Source organism: Myceligenerans indicum (assembly GCF_016742955.1).
In the GTDB taxonomy this organism is placed as follows: Bacteria; Actinomycetota; Actinomycetes; order Actinomycetales; family Cellulomonadaceae; genus Myceligenerans; species Myceligenerans indicum.
Genome location: NZ_JABBYC010000047.1, coordinates 1 through 21742, shown reverse-complemented (window position 1 = coordinate 21742; position 21742 = coordinate 1). Strand labels below are relative to the sequence as shown.

General features: G+C 71.6%; 23 protein-coding genes. 9 read left to right on the top strand and 14 right to left on the bottom strand.

All coding sequences use genetic code 11. The features are described 5' to 3' along the window. Positions 1-88: 88 nt before the first annotated feature. The 3 genes from HGK34_RS18280 to ald form a co-directional block, all read right to left on the bottom strand. The gene (locus HGK34_RS18280) at positions 89-1216 is read right to left on the bottom strand and encodes a hypothetical protein (protein ID WP_201850058.1); all 1128 of its coding nucleotides are present in this window, start codon (positions 1214-1216) and stop codon (positions 89-91) included. 165 nt (positions 1217-1381) lie between these two features. Beyond that, entirely contained in the window at positions 1382-1675 is a 294-nt protein-coding gene (locus HGK34_RS23310; RefSeq protein ID WP_201850056.1) for a CD225/dispanin family protein, read from the bottom strand. A gap of 241 nt (positions 1676-1916) precedes the next feature. Then, a complete protein-coding gene (ald, locus tag HGK34_RS18270) occupies positions 1917-3011 on the bottom strand; it encodes an alanine dehydrogenase (protein ID WP_201850054.1) in 1095 nt (364 codons plus the stop codon). A 102-nt stretch (positions 3012-3113) separates the two neighbouring features. Here ald and HGK34_RS18265 point away from each other — a divergent pair, with 102 nt between their 5' ends. Beyond that, positions 3114-4025: a LysR family transcriptional regulator gene (locus HGK34_RS18265; RefSeq protein ID WP_201850052.1), complete on the top strand. Its 912-nt coding sequence runs from the start codon at positions 3114-3116 to the stop codon at positions 4023-4025. Between the two features lie 25 nt (positions 4026-4050). Here HGK34_RS18265 and HGK34_RS18260 read toward each other — a convergent pair whose 3' ends face one another. Then, the gene (locus tag HGK34_RS18260) at positions 4051-4536 is read right to left on the bottom strand and encodes a MarR family winged helix-turn-helix transcriptional regulator (RefSeq protein ID WP_201850050.1); all 486 of its coding nucleotides are present in this window, start codon (positions 4534-4536) and stop codon (positions 4051-4053) included. Positions 4537-4694: 158 nt separating this feature from the next. Beyond that, positions 4695-5456, bottom strand: a complete 762-nt coding sequence (locus HGK34_RS18255) for an isoprenyl transferase (protein WP_201850048.1) — start codon at positions 5454-5456, stop codon at positions 4695-4697. Between the two features lie 283 nt (positions 5457-5739). Between HGK34_RS18255 and trhA the strand changes: the two genes are divergently transcribed. Beyond that, the gene (gene trhA, locus HGK34_RS18250) at positions 5740-6426 is read left to right on the top strand and encodes a PAQR family membrane homeostasis protein TrhA (protein ID WP_307816081.1); all 687 of its coding nucleotides are present in this window, start codon (positions 5740-5742) and stop codon (positions 6424-6426) included. A 46-nt stretch (positions 6427-6472) separates the two neighbouring features. Here the strand turns inward: trhA and HGK34_RS18245 are convergent, their stop codons facing one another. The 3 genes from HGK34_RS18245 to mca are packed head-to-tail and all read right to left on the bottom strand — an operon-like array spanning position 6473 to position 8612. Then, positions 6473-7303, bottom strand: coding sequence for a carbon-nitrogen hydrolase family protein (locus HGK34_RS18245; RefSeq protein ID WP_244666917.1), 831 nt, complete (start codon positions 7301-7303; stop codon positions 6473-6475). A gap of 8 nt (positions 7304-7311) precedes the next feature. Continuing rightward, the gene (locus tag HGK34_RS18240) at positions 7312-7692 is read right to left on the bottom strand and encodes a hypothetical protein (protein ID WP_201850035.1); all 381 of its coding nucleotides are present in this window, start codon (positions 7690-7692) and stop codon (positions 7312-7314) included. Continuing rightward, positions 7689-8612: a mycothiol conjugate amidase Mca gene (gene mca, locus HGK34_RS18235; protein WP_201850075.1), complete on the bottom strand. Its 924-nt coding sequence runs from the start codon at positions 8610-8612 to the stop codon at positions 7689-7691. Before mca ends, HGK34_RS18240 begins: the two co-directional genes overlap by 4 nt. Before the next feature lie 212 nt (positions 8613-8824). Between mca and HGK34_RS18230 the strand changes: the two genes are divergently transcribed. Then, a complete protein-coding gene (locus tag HGK34_RS18230) occupies positions 8825-9250 on the top strand; it encodes a DUF4307 domain-containing protein (RefSeq protein WP_201850033.1) in 426 nt (141 codons plus the stop codon). A 238-nt stretch (positions 9251-9488) separates the two neighbouring features. Next, positions 9489-9968, top strand: coding sequence for a transcription elongation factor GreA (greA, locus tag HGK34_RS18225; RefSeq protein WP_201850031.1), 480 nt, complete (start codon positions 9489-9491; stop codon positions 9966-9968). A 165-nt stretch (positions 9969-10133) separates the two neighbouring features. On the opposite strand, the gene ilvA is transcribed toward greA, so the two are convergent. Together ilvA and HGK34_RS18215 are read right to left on the bottom strand one after the other, a co-directional pair. Next, positions 10134-11336, bottom strand: a complete 1203-nt coding sequence (gene ilvA / locus HGK34_RS18220; RefSeq protein ID WP_307816078.1) for a threonine ammonia-lyase — start codon at positions 11334-11336, stop codon at positions 10134-10136. 111 nt (positions 11337-11447) lie between these two features. Next, positions 11448-12800 carry an AI-2E family transporter gene (locus HGK34_RS18215; protein ID WP_307816077.1) on the bottom strand — a complete coding sequence of 451 codons (1353 nt, stop codon included), beginning with the start codon at positions 12798-12800 and terminating at the stop codon, positions 11448-11450. A gap of 249 nt (positions 12801-13049) precedes the next feature. Between HGK34_RS18215 and HGK34_RS18210 the strand changes: the two genes are divergently transcribed. Both HGK34_RS18210 and msrA read left to right on the top strand, forming a co-directional pair. After that, positions 13050-13628 (top strand): hypothetical protein, encoded by a 579-nt coding sequence (locus HGK34_RS18210; RefSeq protein WP_201850027.1) that lies wholly within the window; start codon positions 13050-13052, stop codon positions 13626-13628. Between the two features lie 154 nt (positions 13629-13782). Beyond that, positions 13783-14457, top strand: a complete 675-nt coding sequence (gene msrA / locus HGK34_RS18205) for a peptide-methionine (S)-S-oxide reductase MsrA (protein ID WP_201850025.1) — start codon at positions 13783-13785, stop codon at positions 14455-14457. 43 nt (positions 14458-14500) lie between these two features. Here the strand turns inward: msrA and HGK34_RS18200 are convergent, their stop codons facing one another. The 3 genes from HGK34_RS18200 to HGK34_RS18190 form a co-directional block, all read right to left on the bottom strand. Next, positions 14501-15367 (bottom strand): hypothetical protein, encoded by an 867-nt coding sequence (locus HGK34_RS18200; RefSeq protein WP_201850023.1) that lies wholly within the window; start codon positions 15365-15367, stop codon positions 14501-14503. 107 nt (positions 15368-15474) lie between these two features. Beyond that, positions 15475-16134: a PT domain-containing protein gene (locus HGK34_RS18195; protein WP_244666915.1), complete on the bottom strand. Its 660-nt coding sequence runs from the start codon at positions 16132-16134 to the stop codon at positions 15475-15477. Between the two features lie 230 nt (positions 16135-16364). After that, complete coding sequence (locus HGK34_RS18190) at positions 16365-17219, bottom strand: LysR family substrate-binding domain-containing protein (RefSeq protein ID WP_307816076.1); 855 nt, start codon at positions 17217-17219, stop codon at positions 16365-16367. A gap of 22 nt (positions 17220-17241) precedes the next feature. Here HGK34_RS18190 and HGK34_RS18185 point away from each other — a divergent pair, with 22 nt between their 5' ends. The 3 genes from HGK34_RS18185 to HGK34_RS18175 all read left to right on the top strand — a co-directional run bounded on the left by HGK34_RS18185 (position 17242) and on the right by HGK34_RS18175 (position 20957). Further along, positions 17242-17634 (top strand): DUF5997 family protein, encoded by a 393-nt coding sequence (locus HGK34_RS18185; protein ID WP_201850017.1) that lies wholly within the window; start codon positions 17242-17244, stop codon positions 17632-17634. Further along, the gene (locus HGK34_RS18180; RefSeq protein ID WP_307816075.1) at positions 17631-18794 is read left to right on the top strand and encodes a class I SAM-dependent methyltransferase; all 1164 of its coding nucleotides are present in this window, start codon (positions 17631-17633) and stop codon (positions 18792-18794) included. The genes HGK34_RS18185 and HGK34_RS18180 overlap by 4 nt, the downstream gene beginning before the upstream one ends. A 210-nt stretch (positions 18795-19004) precedes the next feature. Then, positions 19005-20957, top strand: coding sequence for a pectate lyase-like domain-containing protein (locus tag HGK34_RS18175; RefSeq protein WP_201850013.1), 1953 nt, complete (start codon positions 19005-19007; stop codon positions 20955-20957). A 252-nt stretch (positions 20958-21209) separates the two neighbouring features. Here the strand turns inward: HGK34_RS18175 and HGK34_RS18170 are convergent, their stop codons facing one another. Then, entirely contained in the window at positions 21210-21611 is a 402-nt protein-coding gene (locus HGK34_RS18170) for an FKBP-type peptidyl-prolyl cis-trans isomerase (RefSeq protein ID WP_201850011.1), read from the bottom strand. Positions 21612-21742 lie beyond the last annotated feature (131 nt).

Sequence of the window (21742 nt, the reverse complement as noted above, 5' to 3'; positions counted from 1 at the left end):
CGACGTCGCTCACCGACCAGCGCGCGAACGCAGCACGCGAACGCAGCGGCGACGGGCAGCGGCGACGGGCAGCGGCGACGGCGTGGACTCACGTCCTCGCGCGCGGGGCCGCCCGGGCCGGCCTCCTGCCGTCCAGAAGTGCGCTGCCGAGCACCAGGACGACGAACGCCACGCCCATCGCGACGCCGAGCGGCAGTTCCACGTACGACGACGGCGCTGCCGCCCGCACTGCCCGCACCGTCGTCCAGCCCGCGGCGGCGGCCAGGGCACCGATGCCGCCGAGCCCGGCGACCTGCGCCGCCGGCGGGTTCGTCTCCCGCAGGGCGAGCACGGCGGCGGCGGTCACGATCACCGCCACGCTCCCCGCGGCGACCCATGGTGTACCGAAGAACGACAGGGAGTACCGCACGGGCAGCGCCGGGATCAGGAAGAGGAGCAGCAGGTGCCGAAGGAAGGCGGCCACGAGCGGCGAGGCGCCCGCGGGCCGCCCGGGGCGAGAGGCTCGTGCGCGCCACCCGTCGAGCAGGCCGAGGAGCACCGTACCGGCCAGCACGCCCGCCGCGAGGGCTGTCACCCTCGGGAGATGGCCGAGGTTGTAGAGCAGGGCCGTGTCGTAGACGATCAGCACGAGGCAGCCCAGACCCGCCGTCGTCGCACCGAACAGCAGGAGGTGCACCGGCCCGTCCCGGCCGGCATCGGCCTCGGGGCGAGTGCCGCGCGCCACGCGCGAGAGCACCCAGGGCGTGACCAGCGCCGAGACGCCGCGGAGCACCACGTCCCCTGTGGTCCACGGGTTCGACAGCAAAATCTCCACCAGGCAGAACGTCGCGGTCCACACCGCCGACGCCACCCACGGCCACCAGCCGGACACCATCCTGCGCCCGCCGGCAGGGTCCAGCCTGCGCAGCACCACCAGGTACACCAGCAGCACGAGAGGCAGTTCGAGGAAGGCCTGCACATGCAGCACGCTCGGCGCGAGGAGCTCCGGCCAGGGCAGGTGGTCGGCCCAAACGACCAGCCACGACGGCGTGAACAGGTCGAACCAGCCGGGCGGCAGGTAGCTCGCGACGAACGCCGGGTCTCCGTCGTGCACCGCGAGCACGTAGAGGGTGAACGCGATCTGGTTCACGTAGATCGCCACGACGACGAGCGCGAGCAGCCACTCCGGGCTCCACCCGCGAGCGGCCGCTCGGGCCGGACCGACAATTCTTGCCATCCGCCGAACCGTAGCCGTTCCGGGCGGAGCCGATCCCCGGACCGGGGCCGATCCCCAGACCGGCCTGCCACCGCGGACGCCATCCCGAGGGCGGTGACGGCGGCGGGACAGGCGTGGCGCCGTGTCCCCAGGGCCCTGGGCCCAGGGACACATCCTCGGCGCGCGTCAGTAGCCTGCCGGCTCGCCGAGCGCGCCGAGGGCGGCGAGCACGACGACCGCCACGACGGTCATGACGGTGAAACCGATCCCCACGAGGGACCAGCCGAGCGCCTGCCGGGAGGCGCTCCTGGCGCCCTCGACGTCTCCCCGGCGCCACTTGGCGTCGACCTGGCACGCGAAGACGATCGCGATGATGCCGAACAGCATGGAGAAGAGCACGGTCACGGCGATCGCGAGCCCGAACCGGGAGGCCGGCTTCACCAGCGGCAGACCATGAACATCGGGGTGGAGGGACTGCACCGGTGCCGTTCCGTACGGGCCGGGTGCCGGCGGAGGCGGCGCGGGAAGTACGGCATCACCTGGGGCATGGGCGGCGTGTTGCGACCATCGGCCGTACTGTGGCTGCCCGTAGGGGCTGGGGGGCTGGGGCGTGCTCAACGCAACGTCCTCTCGGAGCTGGGTGACTGGCGTCTTTCGGACGAACGCACCATAACGCTCGGAGTTCGCCGTCACAGCCACGCCCACCCCGACGGCGCCGAGATCAGCCGGCCGCCAGCCCGAGGGCTTCGCCGACCTCCTTGCTGCGCAGTTCGCCGGCGTGGGTGCTGAGGCCCTTGGCGAGTGCGGGGTCCGCGGCCAGCGCCGCCTCCCAGCCCTTGTCGGCGAGCGCGACGACGTACGGGAGGGTGGCGTTGGTCAGCGCACGGGTGGAGGTCTGCGGCACGGCACCAGGCATGTTGGCGACGCAGTAGTAGAGGGCGTCGTGGACGGTGAACGTCGGGTCGTCGTGCGTGGTCGGGTGGGAGCCCTCGAAGCAGCCACCCTGGTCGATGGCGATGTCCACGAACACGGTGCCGGGCTTTGCCGCCTTGACCATCTGGTCGGTGACCAGCTTGGGCGCCGCGGCACCCGGCACGAGCACGGAGCCGATGACCAGATCGGCCTGCTCCACCTGCTCGGCGATCTCGTACTGGGTCGAGTAACGGGTGTGGAGCTGCCCACCGAACCGGTGGTCGAGGTCCCGCAACCGCGGCAGGGAGATGTCGACGACGGTCACATCGGCACCCATTCCCAGGGCGTTCGCCGCCGCGTGCTCGCCGGCGACGCCGCCGCCGATCACCAGCACCTTGGCCTTGGGGGTCCCGGGGACGCCACCCATGAGGATGCCCGCGCCGCCGGCGCCGCGCATCAGGTGGTAGCCGCCCGCCTGGATCGAGAGGCGCCCGGCGACCTCGCTCATCGGCGCGAGCAGCGGGAGGGAGCGGTCCGCGAGCTGGACGGTCTCGTAGGCGACGGAGGTGGTGCCGGCGTCGAGCAGTGCTCGGGTGCACGGCTCCGATGCCGCGAGATGGAGGTAGGTGAACAGCACCTGGTCGCGGCGCATCCGGCCGTATTCCGGCTCGATCGGTTCCTTGACCTTGACGACCATGTCGGAGTCCGCCCAGACCTCGTCCGCGGTGGCGAGGGTGACGGCACCGGCCAGGTGGTAGGACTCGTCGGTGAATCCCGACCCGGCGCCGGCGCCGGCCTGGACGAGGACCTGGTGCCCGCGGCGGACGAGTTCGTGCGCGCCGGCGGGGGTGATGCCGACGCGGTTCTCGTTGTTCTTGATCTCGGTGGGTATTCCGATCTTCATGCTTTGACCGTAGGCCGGTCTCGCTGTGCGGTCCAGGTCACATTCCTGAATAGAATGTTCGGATAAACCGAACAGCAACCACCCTGCCGACGGAGGACCGCCATGCTCGATCCCTGGCGCCTGCACCTGCTGCGCCAGCTCCATCAGCTCGGCACCGTGCGCGCCGTGGCGGACGTGCTGCACATGAGCCCGTCGAGCGTCTCGCAGCAGCTCGCCACACTGGAGAAGGAGGCGGGCGCGCACCTGCTGGAGCGCGTCGGGCGCCGCGTCCGCCTGACACCGGTCGGGCTGGCGCTGGCCCAGCACGCGGCGGAGATCCTGGATCACATCGAGTCGGTCGAGGCCGAGATCGCGGGCCTCCACTCCGAACCGACCGGCACGGTGCGGGTGGCCGTGTTCACCAGCGGCCTGCACACCATCCTGATCCCGGCGGTGCGGCGCCTGCGCGCCACCCACCCGCGGATCTCCGTCGTCCTGACCGAGGCGGAGCCGTCCGAGGCCCTGCCCGCCCTCCGCCGTGGCGAGGTCGATCTCGCGGTCAGCGGTGACTTCCAGGACTCCCCCGAACCCTCGGACCCCGACCTCATCCGCACGCCCTTGACCAGGGACGACGTCGTCCTGGTCCTCGCGAGGGACGCAGCGCCTCCGGGCGCGGACGGGCCGGCCGGGCCCGGCGACGTCGTCCACCTGGCCGCGCTGGCGGACGCCACGTGGGCGTTCGAGAATCCGGGGGCGCACCTTGCGGACCTGGCCGAACGGCTCTGTCTGCGCGCCGGGTTCCGGCCACGGATCGCCGCACGCTGCACGTCCTACGGTTCGCTGCTGCGGTACGTGGAGGCCGGACTGGCGGTGACGCTGCTGCCGCGACTCGCCGTCGACGACCGATATGCCGTACGGATCCTGCCGTTCGGCGATCCCCTGGAGCGGGACATCCACCTGGTGGGGCGCCGTGCCGCGATGTCACGGGTGGCGGTTCGCGAGGTCGCGGACGCGATCGCGCGGGTCGCGTTGTGATCGGCGCCAGGCACGCGACGGTGCCCTAGGAGACGCTCCGGGAGCGGTCCGGGATCCCGGACTGTGCCGCGCGCAGCTTGTCGAGCAGTGCGCGCAGGGCCGCGAGGTCATCGGCGGGCATCGCGGAACCGACGTAGTGGGCGATCGATCGCACGTGGCGCAGGCCGACCTCCTTCTGCATGCGCACGCCGGCATCGGTGAGCACCACCTTCACCCCCCGGCCGTCCTCGGGCGCCGACTCGCGCCGCACGAGGCCGCGCCGCTCCAACCGATCGACCAGGCGTGACAGCGACGACTGCGCCATGAGGATGTTCTCGTTCAGGTCCCGCAGCCGCATCGATCCGGCACCCACGGACAGTGTGAACAGGACGTCGTACTCGCGCATGCTCAGCTCGTCCCAGATGTCGTCGGCGAGCAACCGGCGCATCAGCGTGACCTGGGTACGGAAGAGCGATTCCCATGCCTCCGCCGCCTCGCGAGCTGTCGGAGCCGGCCGGTCTCTCACTGTCATCGAGTACTTCCTCTCCTGCCTGAGCTTGCACGCTACCCGAGGACGGATCAGATTTCCGCAGGAAGGACGAATATGGCGTACATTTTCATGACAGGCTCCTCGACGCGGAAACGCACGCCAGGACCCGGCCCGGGCGAGGCGCCGGCGAGGCGCGGAACTCAGCGTCCGAGACGGCGCTCACGCTGGGAGAAGTCGCGCAGCGCGCGCAGGAAGTCGACCCGCCGGAACGCCGGCCAGTAGGCCTCGCAGAAGTAGTACTCCGAGTGCATCGACTGCCACATGAGGAACCCGCCGACGCGCTGCTCGCCCGAGGTGCGGATGACCAGCTCCGGATCCGGCTGGCCGCGCGTGTACAGATGCTCGGCGATGTGCTCGACGTCGGTCCGCTCGGCGAGCTCCTCGAGCGTCGCGCCGTTCTTTGCCTCCTCGGTGAGGTACGAGCGCACGGCGTCGGCGATCTCCTGCCGCCCGCCGTAGCCGATCGCCACGTTCACCTGCAGCCCGCCGACCCCGGCCGTGCCCTCCTGGGCCTGGCGCAGCGCACGCGAGAGACGTTCGGGGAGGAGATCGAGCCTGCCGATCACGCGCACCCGCCAGCGACCCGAGTCCGCGAGGTCACGGACCGCGTCCTCGATGATCTCCAGGAGGTTCTCGAGCTCCGACGGCGAGCGGCGCAGGTTGTCCGTGGACAGCATCCACAGCGTCACGACCTCGATCCCCAGCGGCTCCGCCCAGCTCAGCAGATCCGCGATCTTGTCGGCGCCCCGGCGGTGCCCCGTCGCCGCGGTCTCGCCGAACGACTTGGCCCAGCGACGGTTCCCGTCGAGCATCACGCCGATGTGCCGCGGCAGCGACGCGCCGTCGAGGCTGCGCGCGAGACGGCGCTCGTAAAGTCGGTAGAGAGGTGAGGGCAGACGCACGAGAAAACGCTACCGCGCCCCGGCCGACGCATAGCACGAGCCCACGTGCCAAGCCGCCGCAGGATCTTCACACCGCCGACGCCGCCGGGCAGCTCCACCCCTTAGGCTGGTAAAAACCTACGCTACCGTAGGTTTGCCCTGCCCGTCGATCGGAGGAAACCACGTGGTAGCAGCAACGGATCAGCCCGGCCGCCCCTCGTCGGGTCCTGTGGAAAACGTCCGCGACAAGGTGTCGGGCACCATCGACCGAGTCGGCGACACCTTCGACGACGTCCGCGGGACCGTGACCGGAGCTGTCCACACCCTCTCCACGACCGTCTCGGACACGGTGGAGCGGAAGATCAAGCCGCGCCTGCGCGGCTGGATCCACGCGGGGACGTTCCCCTTCGCCCTCGCCGCGAGCATCACGCTGGTCGCCCTCGCCCCGGGCGCCGCCGCGAAGTGGTCGGTCGCCGTGTTCGGCCTCACCGCGGCACTGCTGTTCGGTACGAGCGCCGTCTACCACCGCGGAACCTGGTCCCCGAGGACCGAAGGCATCCTGCGCCGGGCCGACCACTCCAACATCTTCCTCATCATCGCGGGCACCTACACCCCGCTCGCGGTCACGCTGCTGGACCAGCGAGCCGCCACGATCCTGCTGTGGATCGTGTGGAGCGGAGCCCTGGCCGGCCTGATCGGACGCATCGTCTGGCTGCACGCGCCACGCTGGGTCTACACCCCGATCTACGTCGCGCTCGGCTGGGTGGCGGTCGGCTACATGAAGGCGTTCTGGGAGGCCGGCGGACCGGCCGTGGTGTGGCTGGTCATCTCCGGTGGCATCGCCTACACCCTGGGCGCCGTCGTCTACGCCACGAAGAAGCCCGACCCCAGCCCCCGATGGTTCGGGTTCCACGAGATCTTCCACGTGCTCACGGTCGTGGGCTTCGCCTGCCACGTCGTGGCGATCTACCTGGCCGCCCTGCGGGCCTGACGGGAGCGGTACCGGCCCCGCGCGAGGCGTCCGCGACACGCAGGCGTCAGAGGGGGGCGACCGTGTAGCGCCGGTTGGCCAGGGAAGGGTTCGCCCGCCGGGTCGCGGCGACGCCCGCGGGGTCCAGGTCGACGGTGCGGATCTCCGGCCCCTCCCCCAGCTCCAGGCCGACGACGCCGTCCGGACCGACCAGCAGTGATCGTCCGGTGACGCTCCTGCCCGCCATACCGACACCGAGCACGATCGCGGTGTTCTCGATGGCGCGTGCCCGCAGCAGCGTGTGCCAGTGGTCCACCTTGAGCGGACCCGCCATCCAGGCGGCCGGGTACACCAGGACGTCGGCCCCCGCGTCCACGAGACGCCGCGCCGACTCCGGGAAGCGGAGGTCGTAGCAGGTCAGCACCCCGAACGTGAGGCCGCCCAGGGGCAGGGTCACCGGTTCGGCGCCGGCAGGACCCGGCTCCAGGCGATCCGATTCCCGCGTCCCGAACGCATCGTAGAGATGGACCTTGCGGTAGACGCCGGCCAGCGCCCCCTCACGATCCACGACGACGAGCGCGTTCGCCGCACGCCCGTCGCCGGCGGGCAGGGCGACACCGGCGATCACCGCCACACCGTCCTCGGCCGCGCGCCGCCGCAACATCGAGACGTACGGGCCGTCCAGGGGTTCCGCGTGCTCGGCGCCGACTCCGCGAGGGTCGTACGCCGAGGCGTACTCGGGCAGCACGAGCAGGTCCGCCCCGACGCGCGCGGCCTCGCGGAAGGCCCCCTCGGCCGTGGCGCGGTTCGCGGCGGCGTCGTCGGAGACGGTGAGCTGCGCGACCGTGACCCGCACCTTCGACGGCGACCCGGACGGCGGCGCGGCGGTGGGAACCATGCCGCTCGTCATGCCGGGCCCGTCCCACCCGGCGGCCCGACGACACCACCCTGGCTGTCGCGCGGGTACCGGTCCTGCGGCGGGCGGTGGTCCACGTCGCGCTGGATGTCGGCGCCCCCGCCGCCCTTGCCCTTGTCGATCTCCAGGCCCTGCTCCTCCGCGTTGGCCCGGGCCTTGCGCAGGTGCCGCGCCAGCGACAGGAAGAGGAACACGCAGGCGACGGCCACGACGAACGTGACGAGGAAGCCGACCAGGCCGGGCGAGATGTCTGTGTCTTCCAGGCCGGGGCGCAGCCCTCCCTCCGTCGGGCCCGGCGACGGCGCCTCGGCCGCGAGCCGGACCCACCGGTCGCCGAGAACGGTGGCCGCCGTGGAAACCATCCCGATCATGCGTTCACCTCAGCCGTCCGACGATCCTCGTCCCCGGCATCGAGCGCCTCACGGACGCCGACGAACAGGCCGTCCTCGTACTCGTCGTGGGCCCGCTGCGGCAGCGGGATGTTCGACTCGGCAAGCTCGTACGAGTCCCACGGCCACACGTCGGCCTCGATGTCGCGCGGCACGGCGAAGAAGAAGCCCTCCGGGTCGATCTGCGAGGCGTGCGCGCGCAGGGCCTCGTCGCGCTGGGGGAAGTAGTCGGACACCTCGACGTAGGTCGTGACCTCCCGCTCGGGGATCTCCCGGGCGGTACGCGACTCGATCCAGTCGCCGAACGGGGACTCCAGGCCGGCGCCCTCCATCCCCTCGTGCACGGCGCGCAGGCTCTCCATCGAGAAGCCGTGGTTGTAGTAGAGCTTCATCGGCTCCCACGGCTCGCCCGCGGTGGAGTAGCGCGTGGCGTCACCCGCGGCGGCGAACGCCGCGGCGGACACCTCGTGACACCTGATGTGGTCCGGGTGGGGGTACCCGCCCGACGGGTCGTAGGTGGTCATGACGTGCGGGCGGAACTCTCGCACCAGGCGCACGAGCGGTTCGGCGGCCTCCTCCAGCGGCACCAGGGCGAAGCAGCCCTCGGGCAGCGGGGGCAGCGGGTCGCCCTCGGGCAGCCCGGAGTCGACGAACCCGAGCCAGCGGTGCCGCACGCCCAGCGCGGCGGCCGAGCGGGCCATCTCCTCGCGGCGCACCGCGCTGCGGCCTTCGAGCGAGTCGAACTCGTGGCCCTCGGGAACGACGTAGGACGGATTGAGGATGTCGCCGCGCTCCCCGCCCGTACATGTCACGACCAGGACCTCGACGCCTTCGGCCACGTATCGGGCCGTTGTCGCGGCTCCCTTGCTCGACTCGTCGTCGGGGTGGGCGTGCACCGCCATGAGGCGGAGCGGCTCACGCTCGGTTTCGGACACCTGGACCTCCTGGGCCGACAGTGGACGGCACTGTGTGTTCGACGCTGTGTGTTCGACGCCGCGTGTTCGGCGCTGTTCGTGCTGTTCGTTCGACGCTTTGTCCGGCATCGACCGGGTTCCCCGCGGGCCGGCTGCGCCGGTCCTTCGTCGATGTCGATGACATGCACCATCATGTCACCATGAGCACCGACCCCCTTGCAGAACGCTACGGCCGCCCGGCACGCGGCACCGGGCCGTCCGGTCGGCCGCGCCCGTCGGTCGGTGCGCGGATCGCGATCGCCGCCGCACTGACCGCCGGAGTGGCCGGCGCCGCCTGGTTCGCCTGGTCGGACGCGCAGCGCAACCCGGTCTCCCACCAGGAGGTGGGGTTCTCCATCGAGGGGCCGGAACAGGTGTCGGTCACGTTCGACGTGATGATGCCGCCGGGGATGACGGCGGTGTGCACCGTCACGGCGCTGAACCCCAGCTACGCGGAGGTGGGTTCGCTCGACGTCGAGGTGGGCCCCGACGAGCGCGACTCGATCCGGGTCACCGCTGACGTGCGGACCACGCAGGAGGCCACGACCGGCGTCGTCGACCACTGCGCGGCGCTGGAACAGCCGTAGGGGAGTCACCTCCCGGCAGGGCACGCCGGCGTCCGCCCGGCACCGGACCTCGACATCCCGCCTCGACATCCCGCACCAGTATCCCCTTGACACTTCCTGGGGCATCCGTTGATAGAATTGTCGTTTCACACGCTGTACAGACCCGCTGAACGGGCACGTGCGTGCTTTCCCGTTCGGCGGGTCTTGCGCGTTGTCGCCCGCCGCCGCTCGAACGAGCTACCACGAAAGGAGAGCCCCCGTGACCGACACTTCCGTCACCTGGCTCACCCAGGACGCGTACGACCGGCTTCAGGCCGAGCTGGAGCGTCTCTCCGGCCCCTACCGCGCAGAGATCACGGAGCGCATCGCCGCCGCCCGTGACGAGGGAGACCTCAAGGAGAACGGCGGGTACCACGCCGCGCGTGAGGAGCAGGCCAAGAACGAGGCGCGCATCAAGGAACTCACGGAGAAGCTGCGCACCGTCCAGGTGGGACAGCCGTCCGACGACGGTTCGGTGCAGCCCGGCATGGTCGTGACGGTGTCGATCTTCGGGGACAGCGAGACCTTCCTGCTGGGGTCGCGCGAGATGGCGGGCGACACGGACATGGATGTCTTCTCCCCGACCTCCCCGCTGGGGGCGGCCATCGTCGAGAAGAAGGTCGGCGACAAGACCAGCTACGAGGCACCGACCGGCAAGACGATCGAGGTCGAGATCACGGACGCCAAGCCGTTCGCCTGACCATCCCTCGGCACGGGGAGCACGCGACACCGTGAGGCGGCGCGACATCCGGTCTCCGCACCGCGGGGGCGCACCGACAGGCCGATGAGCCGTCGGAGCGCCCCCGCGGTCCTGTGTCAGGGGCCGTGCGGCTCCTGCTGTTCACCGGGGCGGGTCGGGCGCGGGTCAGACCGCGTCGACCGCGAACCCCTCCTGGCGCAGCCGGTCGACGACGGCCGCGCGGTGCTCGGCACTCTTGGTCTCCACCTGGAGATTCACCAGCACCTCGGACACCGACAGCGAGACGTCCGTGCGTGAGTGCTCCACCTGCACGATGTTCGCACCCGCCGCCGCGATCGCGTCGACCAGCCCCGCGAGTGCGCCGGGCCGGTCCTGGACGCGTACGCGAAGCTGCAGGTAGCGGCCTGCGGCCACGAGACCGTGCTGCACCACGCGCAGCAGCACGAGCGGGTCGATGTTGCCGCCGCTCAGAACGGGCACGATGGGCCCGGCGAACTCGCCGGGGGCCGCCGCCAGCAGGCCTGCCACACCGGCCGCCCCGGCCGGCTCCACCATGAGCTTGTTTCGCTCCAGGACCATGAGGAGCCCGCGGGACAGCAGATCCTCGCTCACCGTGCGCACCTCCACGCCGCGCTCGGCCACGATCCCGAAGGGGACCTGGCCCGGGGTCCCGATCGCGATGCCGTCGGCCATGGTGGGCCGCAGGTCGATCGCCGTCGGACGGCCGGCGTCCAGCGACCCGGGGTACGCGGCGGCCTGCGCGGCCTGCACACCGACGACCCGCACCTGCGGTGCGACGTCGGCCAGAACGGCGGCGATGCCGGCCACGAGGCCGCCGCCACCGAGCGGAACCAGGATCGTGGCGACGTCGGGCACCTGCTCCAGGATCTCCAGAGCAAGGGTGCCTTGACCTGCCACGATGTCGGCGTGGTCGAACGGGTGGATGAGCACGCGGCCCGAGCGGGCCGCCTCGACGCGCGCGGCCGACAGCGCCTCGTCGACGCTGCTCCCGACCTGACGCACCTCGGCCCCGTAGTTGCGGGTGGCCGAGAGCTTCGGCAACGGCGCGTCGACCGGCATGAACACGAGGGCGTCGATGCCCAGCATGCTCGCGGCGAGCGCCACGCCCTGGGCATGGTTCCCGGCGCTGGCGGCGACGACGCCGCGTTCGCGCTCCTCAGGGGTCAGGCGGGAGAGGCGCGTGTAGGCGCCCCGAACCTTGAACGAGCCGGCGCGCTGAAGGTTCTCGCACTTGAGAATGACCTTCGCGCCGGCGAGCTGGGAGAGTGCCCGGCTCTCGACGACGGGTGTACGGGTGATCACGCCGTCGAGGAGGGTCGCGGCCTCGCGGACGTCGTCCGCGCTCACGGATGGGACAGTACTGGGGGTCACTCCGTGACAGTAGAGCGGGTGCCTGACCGTCACAAGTCAGGTGTTCACGCGTGTGGACAGGACCTCGCTCGTGGGTTCGCCCGCCGGTCAGGACTCCTCGGCGTCCTCCCCGGCGGTCCGGCGCAGAGGGATGCGCAGGGGTGGTGCGTCGGGTGCCAGCCACCGTATGGGGAGCTTGTCTCCGTCGCCAAGCTCGGGGAACTTGTCGTGCCCGTTGAGGTAGAGCACCACGGTGTTGAGCAGCGCGACGAGCGGCACGGCGAAGAGCGCACCGGCGATCCCGGCCACGAACGACCCGGCGGCCACCGCCAGGATCACGGCGACCGGGTGCAGAGAGACGGCCTGGCCCATGAGGAACGGCTGGAGGACGTGGCTCTCGATCTGCTGGACGAGGATGACGATACCGAGCATGATGATCGCCGCGACCCAGCCCTTGGCGACGAGCACCACGACGGTCGCGATCGCGCCGGTGACGATGGCGCCCACCATGGGGATGAACGAGCCCACGAACACGAGGACGCCGATCGGCACGGCGAGGGACGGCACGAAGAACACCGAGCCCAGCCCGATCCCGACCGCGTCCACGCCCGCCACCAGGATCTGGGTGCGTGCGTAGGCGGACAGGGTCACGACACCGCGACGCCCCGCCTGGTGCACGCGGTCGCGCGCCGCCACGGGGAGCAGGCCGACCAGCCAGCTCCAGATGCCGCGCGGGTCGTGCAGGAAGAAGAACGTGCAGAACAGCGCGATGAGAGTGCCGATCAGCAGGTTTCCGGCGGTGACGGCCGCGCCCAGCGCACCGGCGATGATGTTGTCCCGCTGGGCTTCGAGTTCCCGCGTGATGTCCGCCTGGTAGGTGGTCAGGTCGAGGTGGAACTGCTGGTTGAGGAAGCTCGTCAGTTCCTCGAAGCCCGCGATGGCCTCCTCGGACAGGTCGGCGAACCCGTTGGCGACCTGCTGCCCCGCGAAGGTGACGAGCGCCGCGGCGACGGCGATCAGGCCGATCAGTGACAGACCGGATGCGAGACTGCGCGGCATCCGGAGCGTGTGCTGCAGGAAGCGTCGCACCGGAGTGAGCATCACCGCGAGCAGCAGCGCCACCGCCACCGGGACGACGATCACCTGGAGTCTCGCGAGCAGCCAGCCGACCCCGGCGAGCGCGGCGCCGATCAGCAGGATGCGCCAGGACCACGACGCGGCCTCGCGAATGGTGCGCGGGACGCTGGTGACGCCGTCGGCGTCTTCCGCGCCACCGGGTTCGCCAGGGGTGGCGCCGGGCGGCGTGGACGCGGCGGCAGGAGCCGTCCTCCGCGCCGCGCCGTCCGTGGCGGAGGGCGTCACGCGGTGCTGCACCGACGCCGCAGCGCCCCGCGCGGCCGGCCTTCCGTCGGCCTGCGGCTCGCCGTCGACGGGTACGACAGCAGACTCGTTCTCGCTCACGCTCCCCAACGGTAGGCGATCCGCGGGCGCACACCACTCGCCACCACGTCCGAATCACAGGGACGCGCCAGTACCTGCACAGAAACCCCCGCGACCGTCACGGCCCGGTGGTCAGCGCCGGCTTCGCTCCCCCGGGCCGCCATCGCTCCCGGAGTACTCCTCCGGCACGGTTTCGCGGGCCTGCCGGAAGGCCGGCGCGTACCACAGGCTTTCCTTCCGCTCCGCCTGCCCGTTTGCCATCCTGGGCGAGTGTCCAACCACTACGAGCTGCACCAGGCCGTCGGCGACCCGGGCAAGGTCGCGACGGTTCTTCCCGGGTCCGGCTACACCGCCATGGGCCCCTTGCTCTACCACCCGCGCGCGGCACTGCACGCGCTGGGGTGGACGGTCCGCGTCGTCGAGTGGTGCGGGAGGCCTGGCCTCGAGGCCGCCCGTACTGCGGCCGTCGAGCTCCTGGAAGGTGTCGACGCGCCCGGTGGGGGCGGGATCCACCTCGTGATCGGCAAGTCCCTGGGTACCCTCGCGATCCCGACGGCGGCCCGGCTCGGTCTGCCGGGCGTGTGGCTGACGCCGCTGCTCACGCACGACGACGCCGCTGACGTCCGCGAGACCGTCAGCGGGCTGGAGGGGGACCACCTCCTGATCGGCGGGGCCGCCGATCCGTACTGGGACCACGGCCTCGTGGCACGGCTCCGCGCCGACTTCGTCGAGGTACCGGGTGCCGACCACAGCCTGGAGGTCCCGGACGACTGGCGCAAGAATCTGGAGATCGTCGAGGACGTCACCGCCGAGATCGAGCACTTCGCGGCGTCCTTCGATCTCCGCTGACCGAGACGGTGGTCACGTGGGGAACAGCGCCGCCTGCGCAGGTGTTCTCAGGGAGCCGGGTACGCTCGCGGGCGCCGGACCACGTGGATCCCGGCACAGGTTCGCCGCGAGGCCCAGGGCGCGGCCGTGACCACCGACCAAGGAGGTAGCCACCATGTCGTTCTTCGAGTCGCTGTTCGGTCAGGGCAAGACCACGATGGTCGCGCCCGAGGACGCGCTCCCGGGGCGGGAGTCGCCCGTACTCGCCGCGCCCCGGACGCACACCGTCCTCGGCTCGTCGCTCACCGGTCCGTGGGAGCCCGGTACCCGTGTGCTGTACCTGGCGATGGGCTGTTTCTGGGGCTCCGAGGAGATCTACTGGCAGGTGCCGGGCGTCGTGTCGACCGCCGTGGGCTACATGGGCGGGACCACACCGAACCCCACCTACGAGGAGGTGTGTTCCGCCAGGACCGGGCACACCGAGACCACCATGGTCGCCTACGATCCCGAGCGTGTCTCCGAGCAGGAGCTCCTGAAGATCTTCTGGGAGCGCCACGACCCGACGCAGGGCTTCCGCCAGGGGAACGACGTCGGCACCCAGTACCGCTCGGCCGTCTACTGGACCACGCCCGAGCAGGGTGAGGTCGCACGCGAGACGGCGGCCCGGTACGCGGAGGTGCTCGACGCCAAGGGGTACGACCCCATCACCACCGAGCTGCGTCCGGCCGCCGAGGTGGGGCCCTTCTACCTCGCCGAGGACTACCACCAGCAGTACCTGAGCGCCGCGAAGAACCCGAACGGGTATCGCTGCCACGCCACGACGGGGGTCGCCTACCCGGACGCCGCCTGAGCGTTCCGGACCGGCGGACCGGCGGACGGCTGGCCGGCACGGGTCAGCGGATGCTCGGAAACTCGTCCGTGCCGCCTCCGACCACGAAGGTCGGGGCGGCGTGACGTGGGCGCGGGCCGTTCTCCTGCGCCGAGCCCTGCTCGGCAGGCGGCGTCGGCCCGATGTGGCGCGCGCGCTCGGCGGACGGTGTCAGCTCGATCTGCACCGCCCGCTCGGTGCCCGGTGCCGGCTCCGCGGAACGTCGCCCGCGGCGCCGGAGCCGGCGGACGAGCCACAGGACGCCCGCGAGTCCGATCGCGACGAGCACGGTGACCACGACCGCCCCTGGAGCCGACCACACCGGCTTCGCCGAGGAAGCCGCGGCCCCCTCCGCATCCGACCGCCGCGCCCTCTCCTCGGCATTGGCCTTGTTCCCGAGGAACGCGTCGAGATCGATCATGGAATCCGGGGTCCCGCTGCGGACCTCACGGTCCGCGCCTCCGGCAGCGTGGGTGTCATCGTCCTCCTCAGCATCCTCGGCCCCGTCCCCTGCCGGTTCACCGGAGGTAGGGCCCGTGTCCGGAGCAGCGCCCCCCTGCGCCCCGGACGCGGGGCCGGGCGCCTTCTCGTACATCAGCACGTATTCCTCGATCGCCTTGCCGGTGCTGTGCACCAGCTCGGCGGACACGGACGGTTCCGAGAGCCTGTGCACCTCCGAGCCCTGTCCGCGCACCGTCACGCAGTAGCCCGTGATCCGGTAGCCCTCGGGCGCGGACACCGCGACCGAGGTCTCCCTGTCCGTGAGGGTCACGACGGACTGGGCAGGGCAGGAGTCGAGGGTCGTGACCGACTCCGCCGCCGCCGCGACGGGCAGCCCCATCGCCGTCACGAGAGACACGACGATGCAGGCGCGTCGAACACCGGCAGGCACACGGTCCTCCTCAAGCACGAGCCATCATGCGACAGCGCGCCGCGGGGCGGCGACCCGAAGAGCAGGCCGCCGCCCCGGCGGGGGTCATTCGGTTTGCGGCTGACGGATCAGGACATCCGCCGCTTGCGCAGCACCAGCAGCGTGACGCCGCCGCCGGCGAGTGCGAGCGCGAGCAGGGCGTAGCCCACGGCGGCGCCTGCACCGGTCGCTGCCAGGACACCCGCGGTCTCACCGTCGGCCGGAGTGCTGGACGTGGGCGCCACGGTCGGTTCGCTGGGCTCGTCCGACGGCTCCGTGCTGGGCTCGTCGCTGGGCCCGTCCGAGGGCTCGTCGCTGGGCCCGTCGGAGGGCTCGTCCGACGGCCCGTCCGAGGGCTCGTCACTGGGCTCGTCCGACGGGCAGTTGACCGTGAGGACGGCGTAGTGGCTGATCGCCTTCTGCTTTTCCTCCTGGTCGAAGTACTCGATCTCCACCGACGACGCCGGCTCGTCGAGCGTGACCACCAGAGGGCCGCCGCCGTTCTTCGTCGATCCGGCCTTGACGCAGTACGCGGAGATGAGCTCGCCGTCGGGAGCGTCAACGGTGACGGAGTACTGCTCACCCGTGACGTCCTTCTTGGTGGCTCCTTCGAAGCCCGGCACGTCCTTGCACGTGTTGACGTCGACGTACTCCGTGGTGTCGGCGACGAGGGGGGCGGCAGCAGCCGGGGCTGCGCCCAAGCCGACCGCGAGGAGCCCGACGGCTCCCAGTACGGCGAAACGGTTCATGGGGGGTGCTCCTTCAGCTGGGATGTCGCGCCACGACGCGCGCAACGTGCCGAAGAGTAGCGGCAATCCACCAGAACGCCAAAGTCCGACGTTATGGCTATATCCCAGGATGTCAAATCCCGCCGCCACCTCCCGTTTTTCACCCATTCCGGAGGTGCAGATACCGGCGAACCAGGAAGTTGGACGACCGTTTCATGAACAATACGCGAAGAAAGGAGTGAAAACGGAGCTCACTTTTCTTTCCGTCGCCGGCCCCGGCCACCCCGGTTCGGCGTCGGGCCCCCGCCGCGGCCCCGTGCCGCACCGCGGCCCCTGCCGCCACCACGGCCCGACGGCGGTCGGCCGCCTCGCTTCCCGCCCTGCGAGCCACTGGTGCGCTCCGTCGCTGACGAGCCCGGCTGCGCGGAACCGGCGGCGTCGGGCCGGCTCGACCGGCCTCGTCCTCGCGAGCTGTTCACGGTGCGCCCCCGCACGATCCCGATCATCTCCTCGACGAGATCGGTGGTGCGGTCCGCCGGCCACACCAGCCCGACCGGCGCCGTCGGCCCGTCGTCGAGCGGGCGGTACTGCACGTCCTTGCGGTGGTGCAGGCGGGCCAGCGACATCGGCAGCACGGTGATCCCGGCACCCGCGCCGACGATCGCGAGCGCGTCCGCGGCCGTGGCCGGCCGTTCGAGCGGCACACCATCGGGATCGACGGGCTGCCGCCCCGGGATCTCGGCAGCCCTCTGCTCCGACCCCGGAACCCGGTAGAGCACGTCGTCCTGCGGCAGCCACACCGTCTCGTCGGCGAGATCGGCCGACGCCACCGTCTCGTCCGGTTCGAGAGCCGCGAACAGGTGGTCCCGGTGCACGCACACCACCGCGAGCTCCTCGTACAGCGGGATACGGGAGAAGACGTCGGTGTCGACGGGGAGCCGGGCGAGGGCGGCATCGGCCCTGCCGTCCCGCAGGGCGGCCGCGGCGTCCGGGGCGTCGACCTGGACGAGTTCCAGGGCCACGTCGGGCAGGCGCTCACGCCACACTCTCGCCCACTTACCGGGCGTCGCGCCGGGAACATAGGCGAGGTGGAAGGTCTCTGACACGGGGCAAGCATATTCTTGGGGCATGGCAACCCCCTTCTCACAGCAGGTCCTCAAGCCCAGCAACGCGGCCAAGCGGCTCGGCGTCTACCTTCCCGCAACACCGCCCGAGTTCCAGGAGAAGGGAATCAGCCGGGCCGAGATCGAAGAGCTCGAGAAGAACCCCCCGGAGTGGCTCTCCGAGCTGCGACGCAACGGGCCGCACCCGCGCCCCGTCGTGGCCGGCAGGCTGGGCATCTCCATCTCGGGCCTGACACGAGGTGGTGTCACCGAACCCCTCACCACCGAACAGATCGACGAACTGCGCGCGGATCCCCCCGAATGGCTGATCCGCGAGCGCGCCACCCAGGCACAGGTGCGAGCCGAGGAGGAACGCGCCGCCGGCAGGAAGAACACCGGCAACACCGGGCGCGCGTGACGGAATCACCGGCCACCGCGATCCTCGACGCGCTGCGGCCGTACCCCGAGGACGGCTCCCGCCCCGACGGCCCGGTCGCCGTCGACGCGACGGACCGCCTGCTGCTGGACGAGGCCCGTGAGGCGATCGCGTCGGCCGCACCCGCTGAGGTGGTCACGATCGGTGACCGCTTCGGCGCACTCACCCTGGGCGCGATCGGCCTGGGCGCCCGTGACGTGCGCGTCCATCAGGACCCGCTGGACGCGGAGGCAGCCCTGCGTGCGAACGCCTTCGCGGCGCGGCGCGGCTCCTTCGACCACCACGTGCTCGGGCCCGAGCTCCTGGAGGGCGCACGCGTCGTCCTGCTGCAGCTGCCGAAGTCCCTGGCCGAGCTCACAGAGATCGCCGAACAGGTGGCACGGCACGCCGCCGCAGATGTGACCCTGTACGCGGGAGGGCGCGTCAAGCACATGACGCGCGCGATGAACGACGTGCTCGGTGCGCTGTTCACGCAGGTCACGCCGTCGTTGGCACGGCAGAAGTCGCGCCTGCTGGTGGCGCGGGACCCGGTGCCCGGCCCCTTGGACCGGCCGCCGACCTACCCGGTGCACGAGACGCTGCCCGGCATTCCGGGCGCCCACGGCCCGTTCACCGTCGTCGCGCACGGCGGCGTGTTCGCGGGCGGCGCCCTGGACGGTGGCACGCGGCTGCTCCTGGAGCAGTCGGACGACTGGCCGTCGGTGGACGCGGGCGGGACCGCCGTCGACCTGGGGTGCGGGAGTGGCGTCCTCGCGACGGTACTGGCACTGCGTGGCTTCGAGGTGGTGGCGACCGATCGCAGTGCTGCCGCGGTGGCCTCCGCGCGGCAGACCGCGGCGGCGAACGGCGTCGGGCACCTGGTGCGGACCGTGCGAGACGATGCCGGCGCGTCGCTCCCCGGCGCATCCGCCGACCTGATTCTCCTCAATCCCCCGTTCCATGACCGAGCCGCGGTCGCCACCGATGCGGCGCACCGGATGTTCGCCTCGGCGGGGCGCGCGCTGCGTGCGGGCGGCGAGCTGTGGACGGTGTTCAACTCCGCGCTGCGCTACCGACCGGCGCTGGAACGCGCCGTCGGGCCCACGCGGCAGGTGGCCCGGAATCCGCGCTTCACGGTGACACGGTCGGTCCGGCAGGCCTGAACCTCCGCTCGCCTCCCGCGTGGCCGGGGTTCCCGGCCTCGCGGCGGCGGGTCGCGGCCCACGACAAACGGAGAGTGCTTTCCGTGGGTGATCGCCTCGAACATTACTGACAAGTAAGTATGAGACGGCTAGGCTCGCCCGGAACCACGTCGAGCATCGCCGCTCGGAGGCTCTCCGCGGCCTTTCCGAGCGCGGAAAGGACTGTCAACGATGACACCCCACTCCCCCCGGGCCCGAGGCCGCCTCGGCCTCGCCGCGGCGCTGATCGCGGGAGGCGCGGCAGCCGCCGTCCCGACATCGGCTGCCGCCGGCACGGCCGGCCACGGCGCGGCGGCGCCGGACCCGGACTTCGGCCCGAACGTCACCTTCGTCGACGAGTCGTGGTCGACCGACGAGATCAACGAGTTCCTCGACTCCGTGAACGACGAGGAGGAGTTCAGCCAGGCGCGGCACCAGGTGTTCTTCGAGCCTGGCACGTACGGCAGCGCCGCCGGCGCGGACGACCCCACCACCGCCGAGAACATCGTCAACGCGGAGCTCGGCTACTACGAGTCGGTGGACGGCCTGGGCGCCGCGCCCGGCGACGTGCTGATCAACGGTGCGATCCACGTGGAACCGCACGTCGAGTGCCCCGACACCCCCTGGGCCTGCCAGGGCCCCGGATCGCTGACCCGGTTCTGGCGCTCCATGGGCAACCTGGCGTTCGACCCGATCCAGCGGCCCACCGCCGAGGACGCCGCACGCCCCTTCCCGGCAGGCGTCGCCGCGCCCCACCAGATGCGGTTCGCCGTCTCGCAGGCGGCACCGCTGCGCCGCGTCGACATCCGGGGCGACCTGACGGTGTTCGGCCGGTTCGGCGAGTACGCGTCCGGCGGCTACCTGGCGAACTCCCGGGTCGCGGGCACCGTCCAGACCGGTTCGCAGCAGCAGTGGTACACCCGCGACAGCTCCGTGGGCACGTGGGACGGCGGCGTCTGGAACATGGTGTTCTCCGGCGTCGACGGCGCTCCCGCCACCGACTTCGGTCCGTCGGCCGATGGCGGCCCGGTGGGCGTCAAGACCTCGCTGCCCACGACGCCGGCCACCCGGGAGAAGCCGTTCCTCTACCGGGACGACGACGGCGAACTGCGCGTCTTCGCCCCGCACGCCCGGACCGGGACGCGGGGCCCGAACTGGTCGATCGACGAGGCGGCCGGCGAGTCGCTCTCGCTCGACGACTTCTACGTCGCCCAGGCCGGCCGGGACACCGCGGCCTCGATCAACCGGCAGCTGCGCGCCGGGAAGCACCTGATCCTCACGCCCGGCGTGTACGAGCTGGCCGATCCGATCCGGGTGAAGAACCCCGACACCGTGGTGCTCGGCCTGGGCTACGCCTCGCTCACGCCCACGGACGGCAACGCGGCCCTGGTCACCGCGGACGTCCCCGGCATCCAGATCGCCGGGATCACCGTGGACGCCAACGTGCCGGAGTCCGAGGTGCTGGTGCAGGTGGGAAAGAAGTGCCCGCCGTCGTGGACCGGGGGGCACGGACGCCGGCACGGGCACCCGGTGGCCGATCCCGCGGACCCGACCACCCTGACCGACGTCTTCGTCCGCGTCGGTGGCCCCTGGACCGGCAAGGCGGTGACGTCGATCGAGGTGAACAGCGACCACGTGCTGCTGGACCACGTCTGGGCCTGGCGCGCGGACCACGGCAACGGCGTGGGCTGGGAGGAGAACACGGGCGCGCACGGCGTCGTCGTCAACGGCGACCATGTCACCGCCACCGGCCTGTTCGTGGAGCACTACCAGGAGGAACAGACGATCTGGAACGGGGAGGACGGCCGCACGGTCTTCTACCAGAGCGAGCTGCCCTACGACCCGCCGAGCCAGGAGGCGTGGACCGACGGCGACCGTCTCGGCTACGCGTCCTACCGGGTCGCCGACCACGTGCGACGGCACGAGGCCGTGGGCCTGGGCGTCTACTCCTACTTCTGGAACGGCGTGGACATCCGCACCGACTCCGCCATCCGCACGCCCACGGGGACCGGCATCTCGTTCCGGTCGATGACGAGCGTGTTCCTCAACGGCTCGGGCGGCATCAACCACGTCGTCAACGACGAGGGCGACCCGGCCGTCGGCTCGTTCGCCGCCCCGCAGGTGGTCAGCTACCCGACGGACTGACGGCAACGCCAGGCCGACCCTGACCGGCCACCCCTGGCCGAGCGGGCCTGAGCGGGCCGGCCGAACGCCCGCCCGGCTCCCGCCGACCTCGGCCGAGAACGACATTGCGGCTGATGGGAACCCTCCCATCAGCCGCAATGTCGTTCTCGGCCGAGCGTCGGTCGGACCACGGCCTGCCCGAGCGACGGCCGAGCGACGGCCGAGGCCCGTGGCGTCATGGGTCGCGGTGACGTGGCCGCCGCGGCGGGAGTCCTACTGGACGCCCTTGACCTCCACGACGAAGACCAGGGTGGCGCCGCCGGGGATGCCCGCCTGCGGTACGCCGCGGGAGCCGTAGCCGTGCTCGGCCGGGATGGACAGCAGCACCTTGTCGCCGACGTTCCGGCCGACGAGACCCTTGTCCCAGCCACCGATCACCGCGCCGACACCGATCGGGAAGTCGATCGTGGTACCGCGGTCGTAGCTGTTGTCGAAGACGCCACCGCCCCAGGTCTGCCCCAGGTAGTCGACGACGATCGTGCGGCCGGCCTCGACGACCGGTCCGGTGCCCTCCTCGAGGACCTGGACCTGCAGGCCTGCGGGCGCCTCGCCCTCGGGGAAGGTGAGTGCCGGCTTGCCGCCGGCCTGCCACTCGACGGTGGGAAGCGTAGTCACGAGAAATACCTCTCGGTCGGGTTGGCGCCAGGGTTCCGGCGCCCGAACCGGTCCAGCCTACGTCCCGCAGGCCCGGAGCCGCGCGCCCTCCACCACCCCGGTCCAAGACCTGTCTCTTATACACATCTCCA

Excerpts from the sequence above, each read along its gene's own strand:
- msrA (WP_201850025.1), top strand. The coding sequence starts at position 13,783 with ATGTCGTTCTTCGAGTCGCTGTTCGGTCAGGGCAAGACCACGATGGTC.
- HGK34_RS18265 (WP_201850052.1), top strand. The coding sequence starts at position 3,114 with ATGCTCGATCCCTGGCGCCTGCACCTGCTGCGCCAGCTCCATCAGCTC.
- ald (WP_201850054.1), bottom strand. The coding sequence starts at position 3,011 with ATGAAGATCGGAATACCCACCGAGATCAAGAACAACGAGAACCGCGTC.
- mca (WP_201850075.1), bottom strand. The coding sequence starts at position 8,612 with ATGGCGGTGCACGCCCACCCCGACGACGAGTCGAGCAAGGGAGCCGCG.
- HGK34_RS18240 (WP_201850035.1), bottom strand. The coding sequence starts at position 7,692 with ATGATCGGGATGGTTTCCACGGCGGCCACCGTTCTCGGCGACCGGTGG.
- HGK34_RS18195 (WP_244666915.1), bottom strand. The coding sequence starts at position 16,134 with ATGAACCGTTTCGCCGTACTGGGAGCCGTCGGGCTCCTCGCGGTCGGC.
- HGK34_RS18185 (WP_201850017.1), top strand. The coding sequence starts at position 17,242 with ATGGCAACCCCCTTCTCACAGCAGGTCCTCAAGCCCAGCAACGCGGCC.
- HGK34_RS18230 (WP_201850033.1), top strand. The coding sequence starts at position 8,825 with ATGAGCACCGACCCCCTTGCAGAACGCTACGGCCGCCCGGCACGCGGC.
- HGK34_RS18245 (WP_244666917.1), bottom strand. The coding sequence starts at position 7,303 with ATGGTTCCCACCGCCGCGCCGCCGTCCGGGTCGCCGTCGAAGGTGCGG.
- HGK34_RS18280 (WP_201850058.1), bottom strand. The coding sequence starts at position 1,216 with ATGGCAAGAATTGTCGGTCCGGCCCGAGCGGCCGCTCGCGGGTGGAGC.
- HGK34_RS18175 (WP_201850013.1), top strand. The coding sequence starts at position 19,005 with ATGACACCCCACTCCCCCCGGGCCCGAGGCCGCCTCGGCCTCGCCGCG.
- HGK34_RS18260 (WP_201850050.1), bottom strand. The coding sequence starts at position 4,536 with ATGACAGTGAGAGACCGGCCGGCTCCGACAGCTCGCGAGGCGGCGGAG.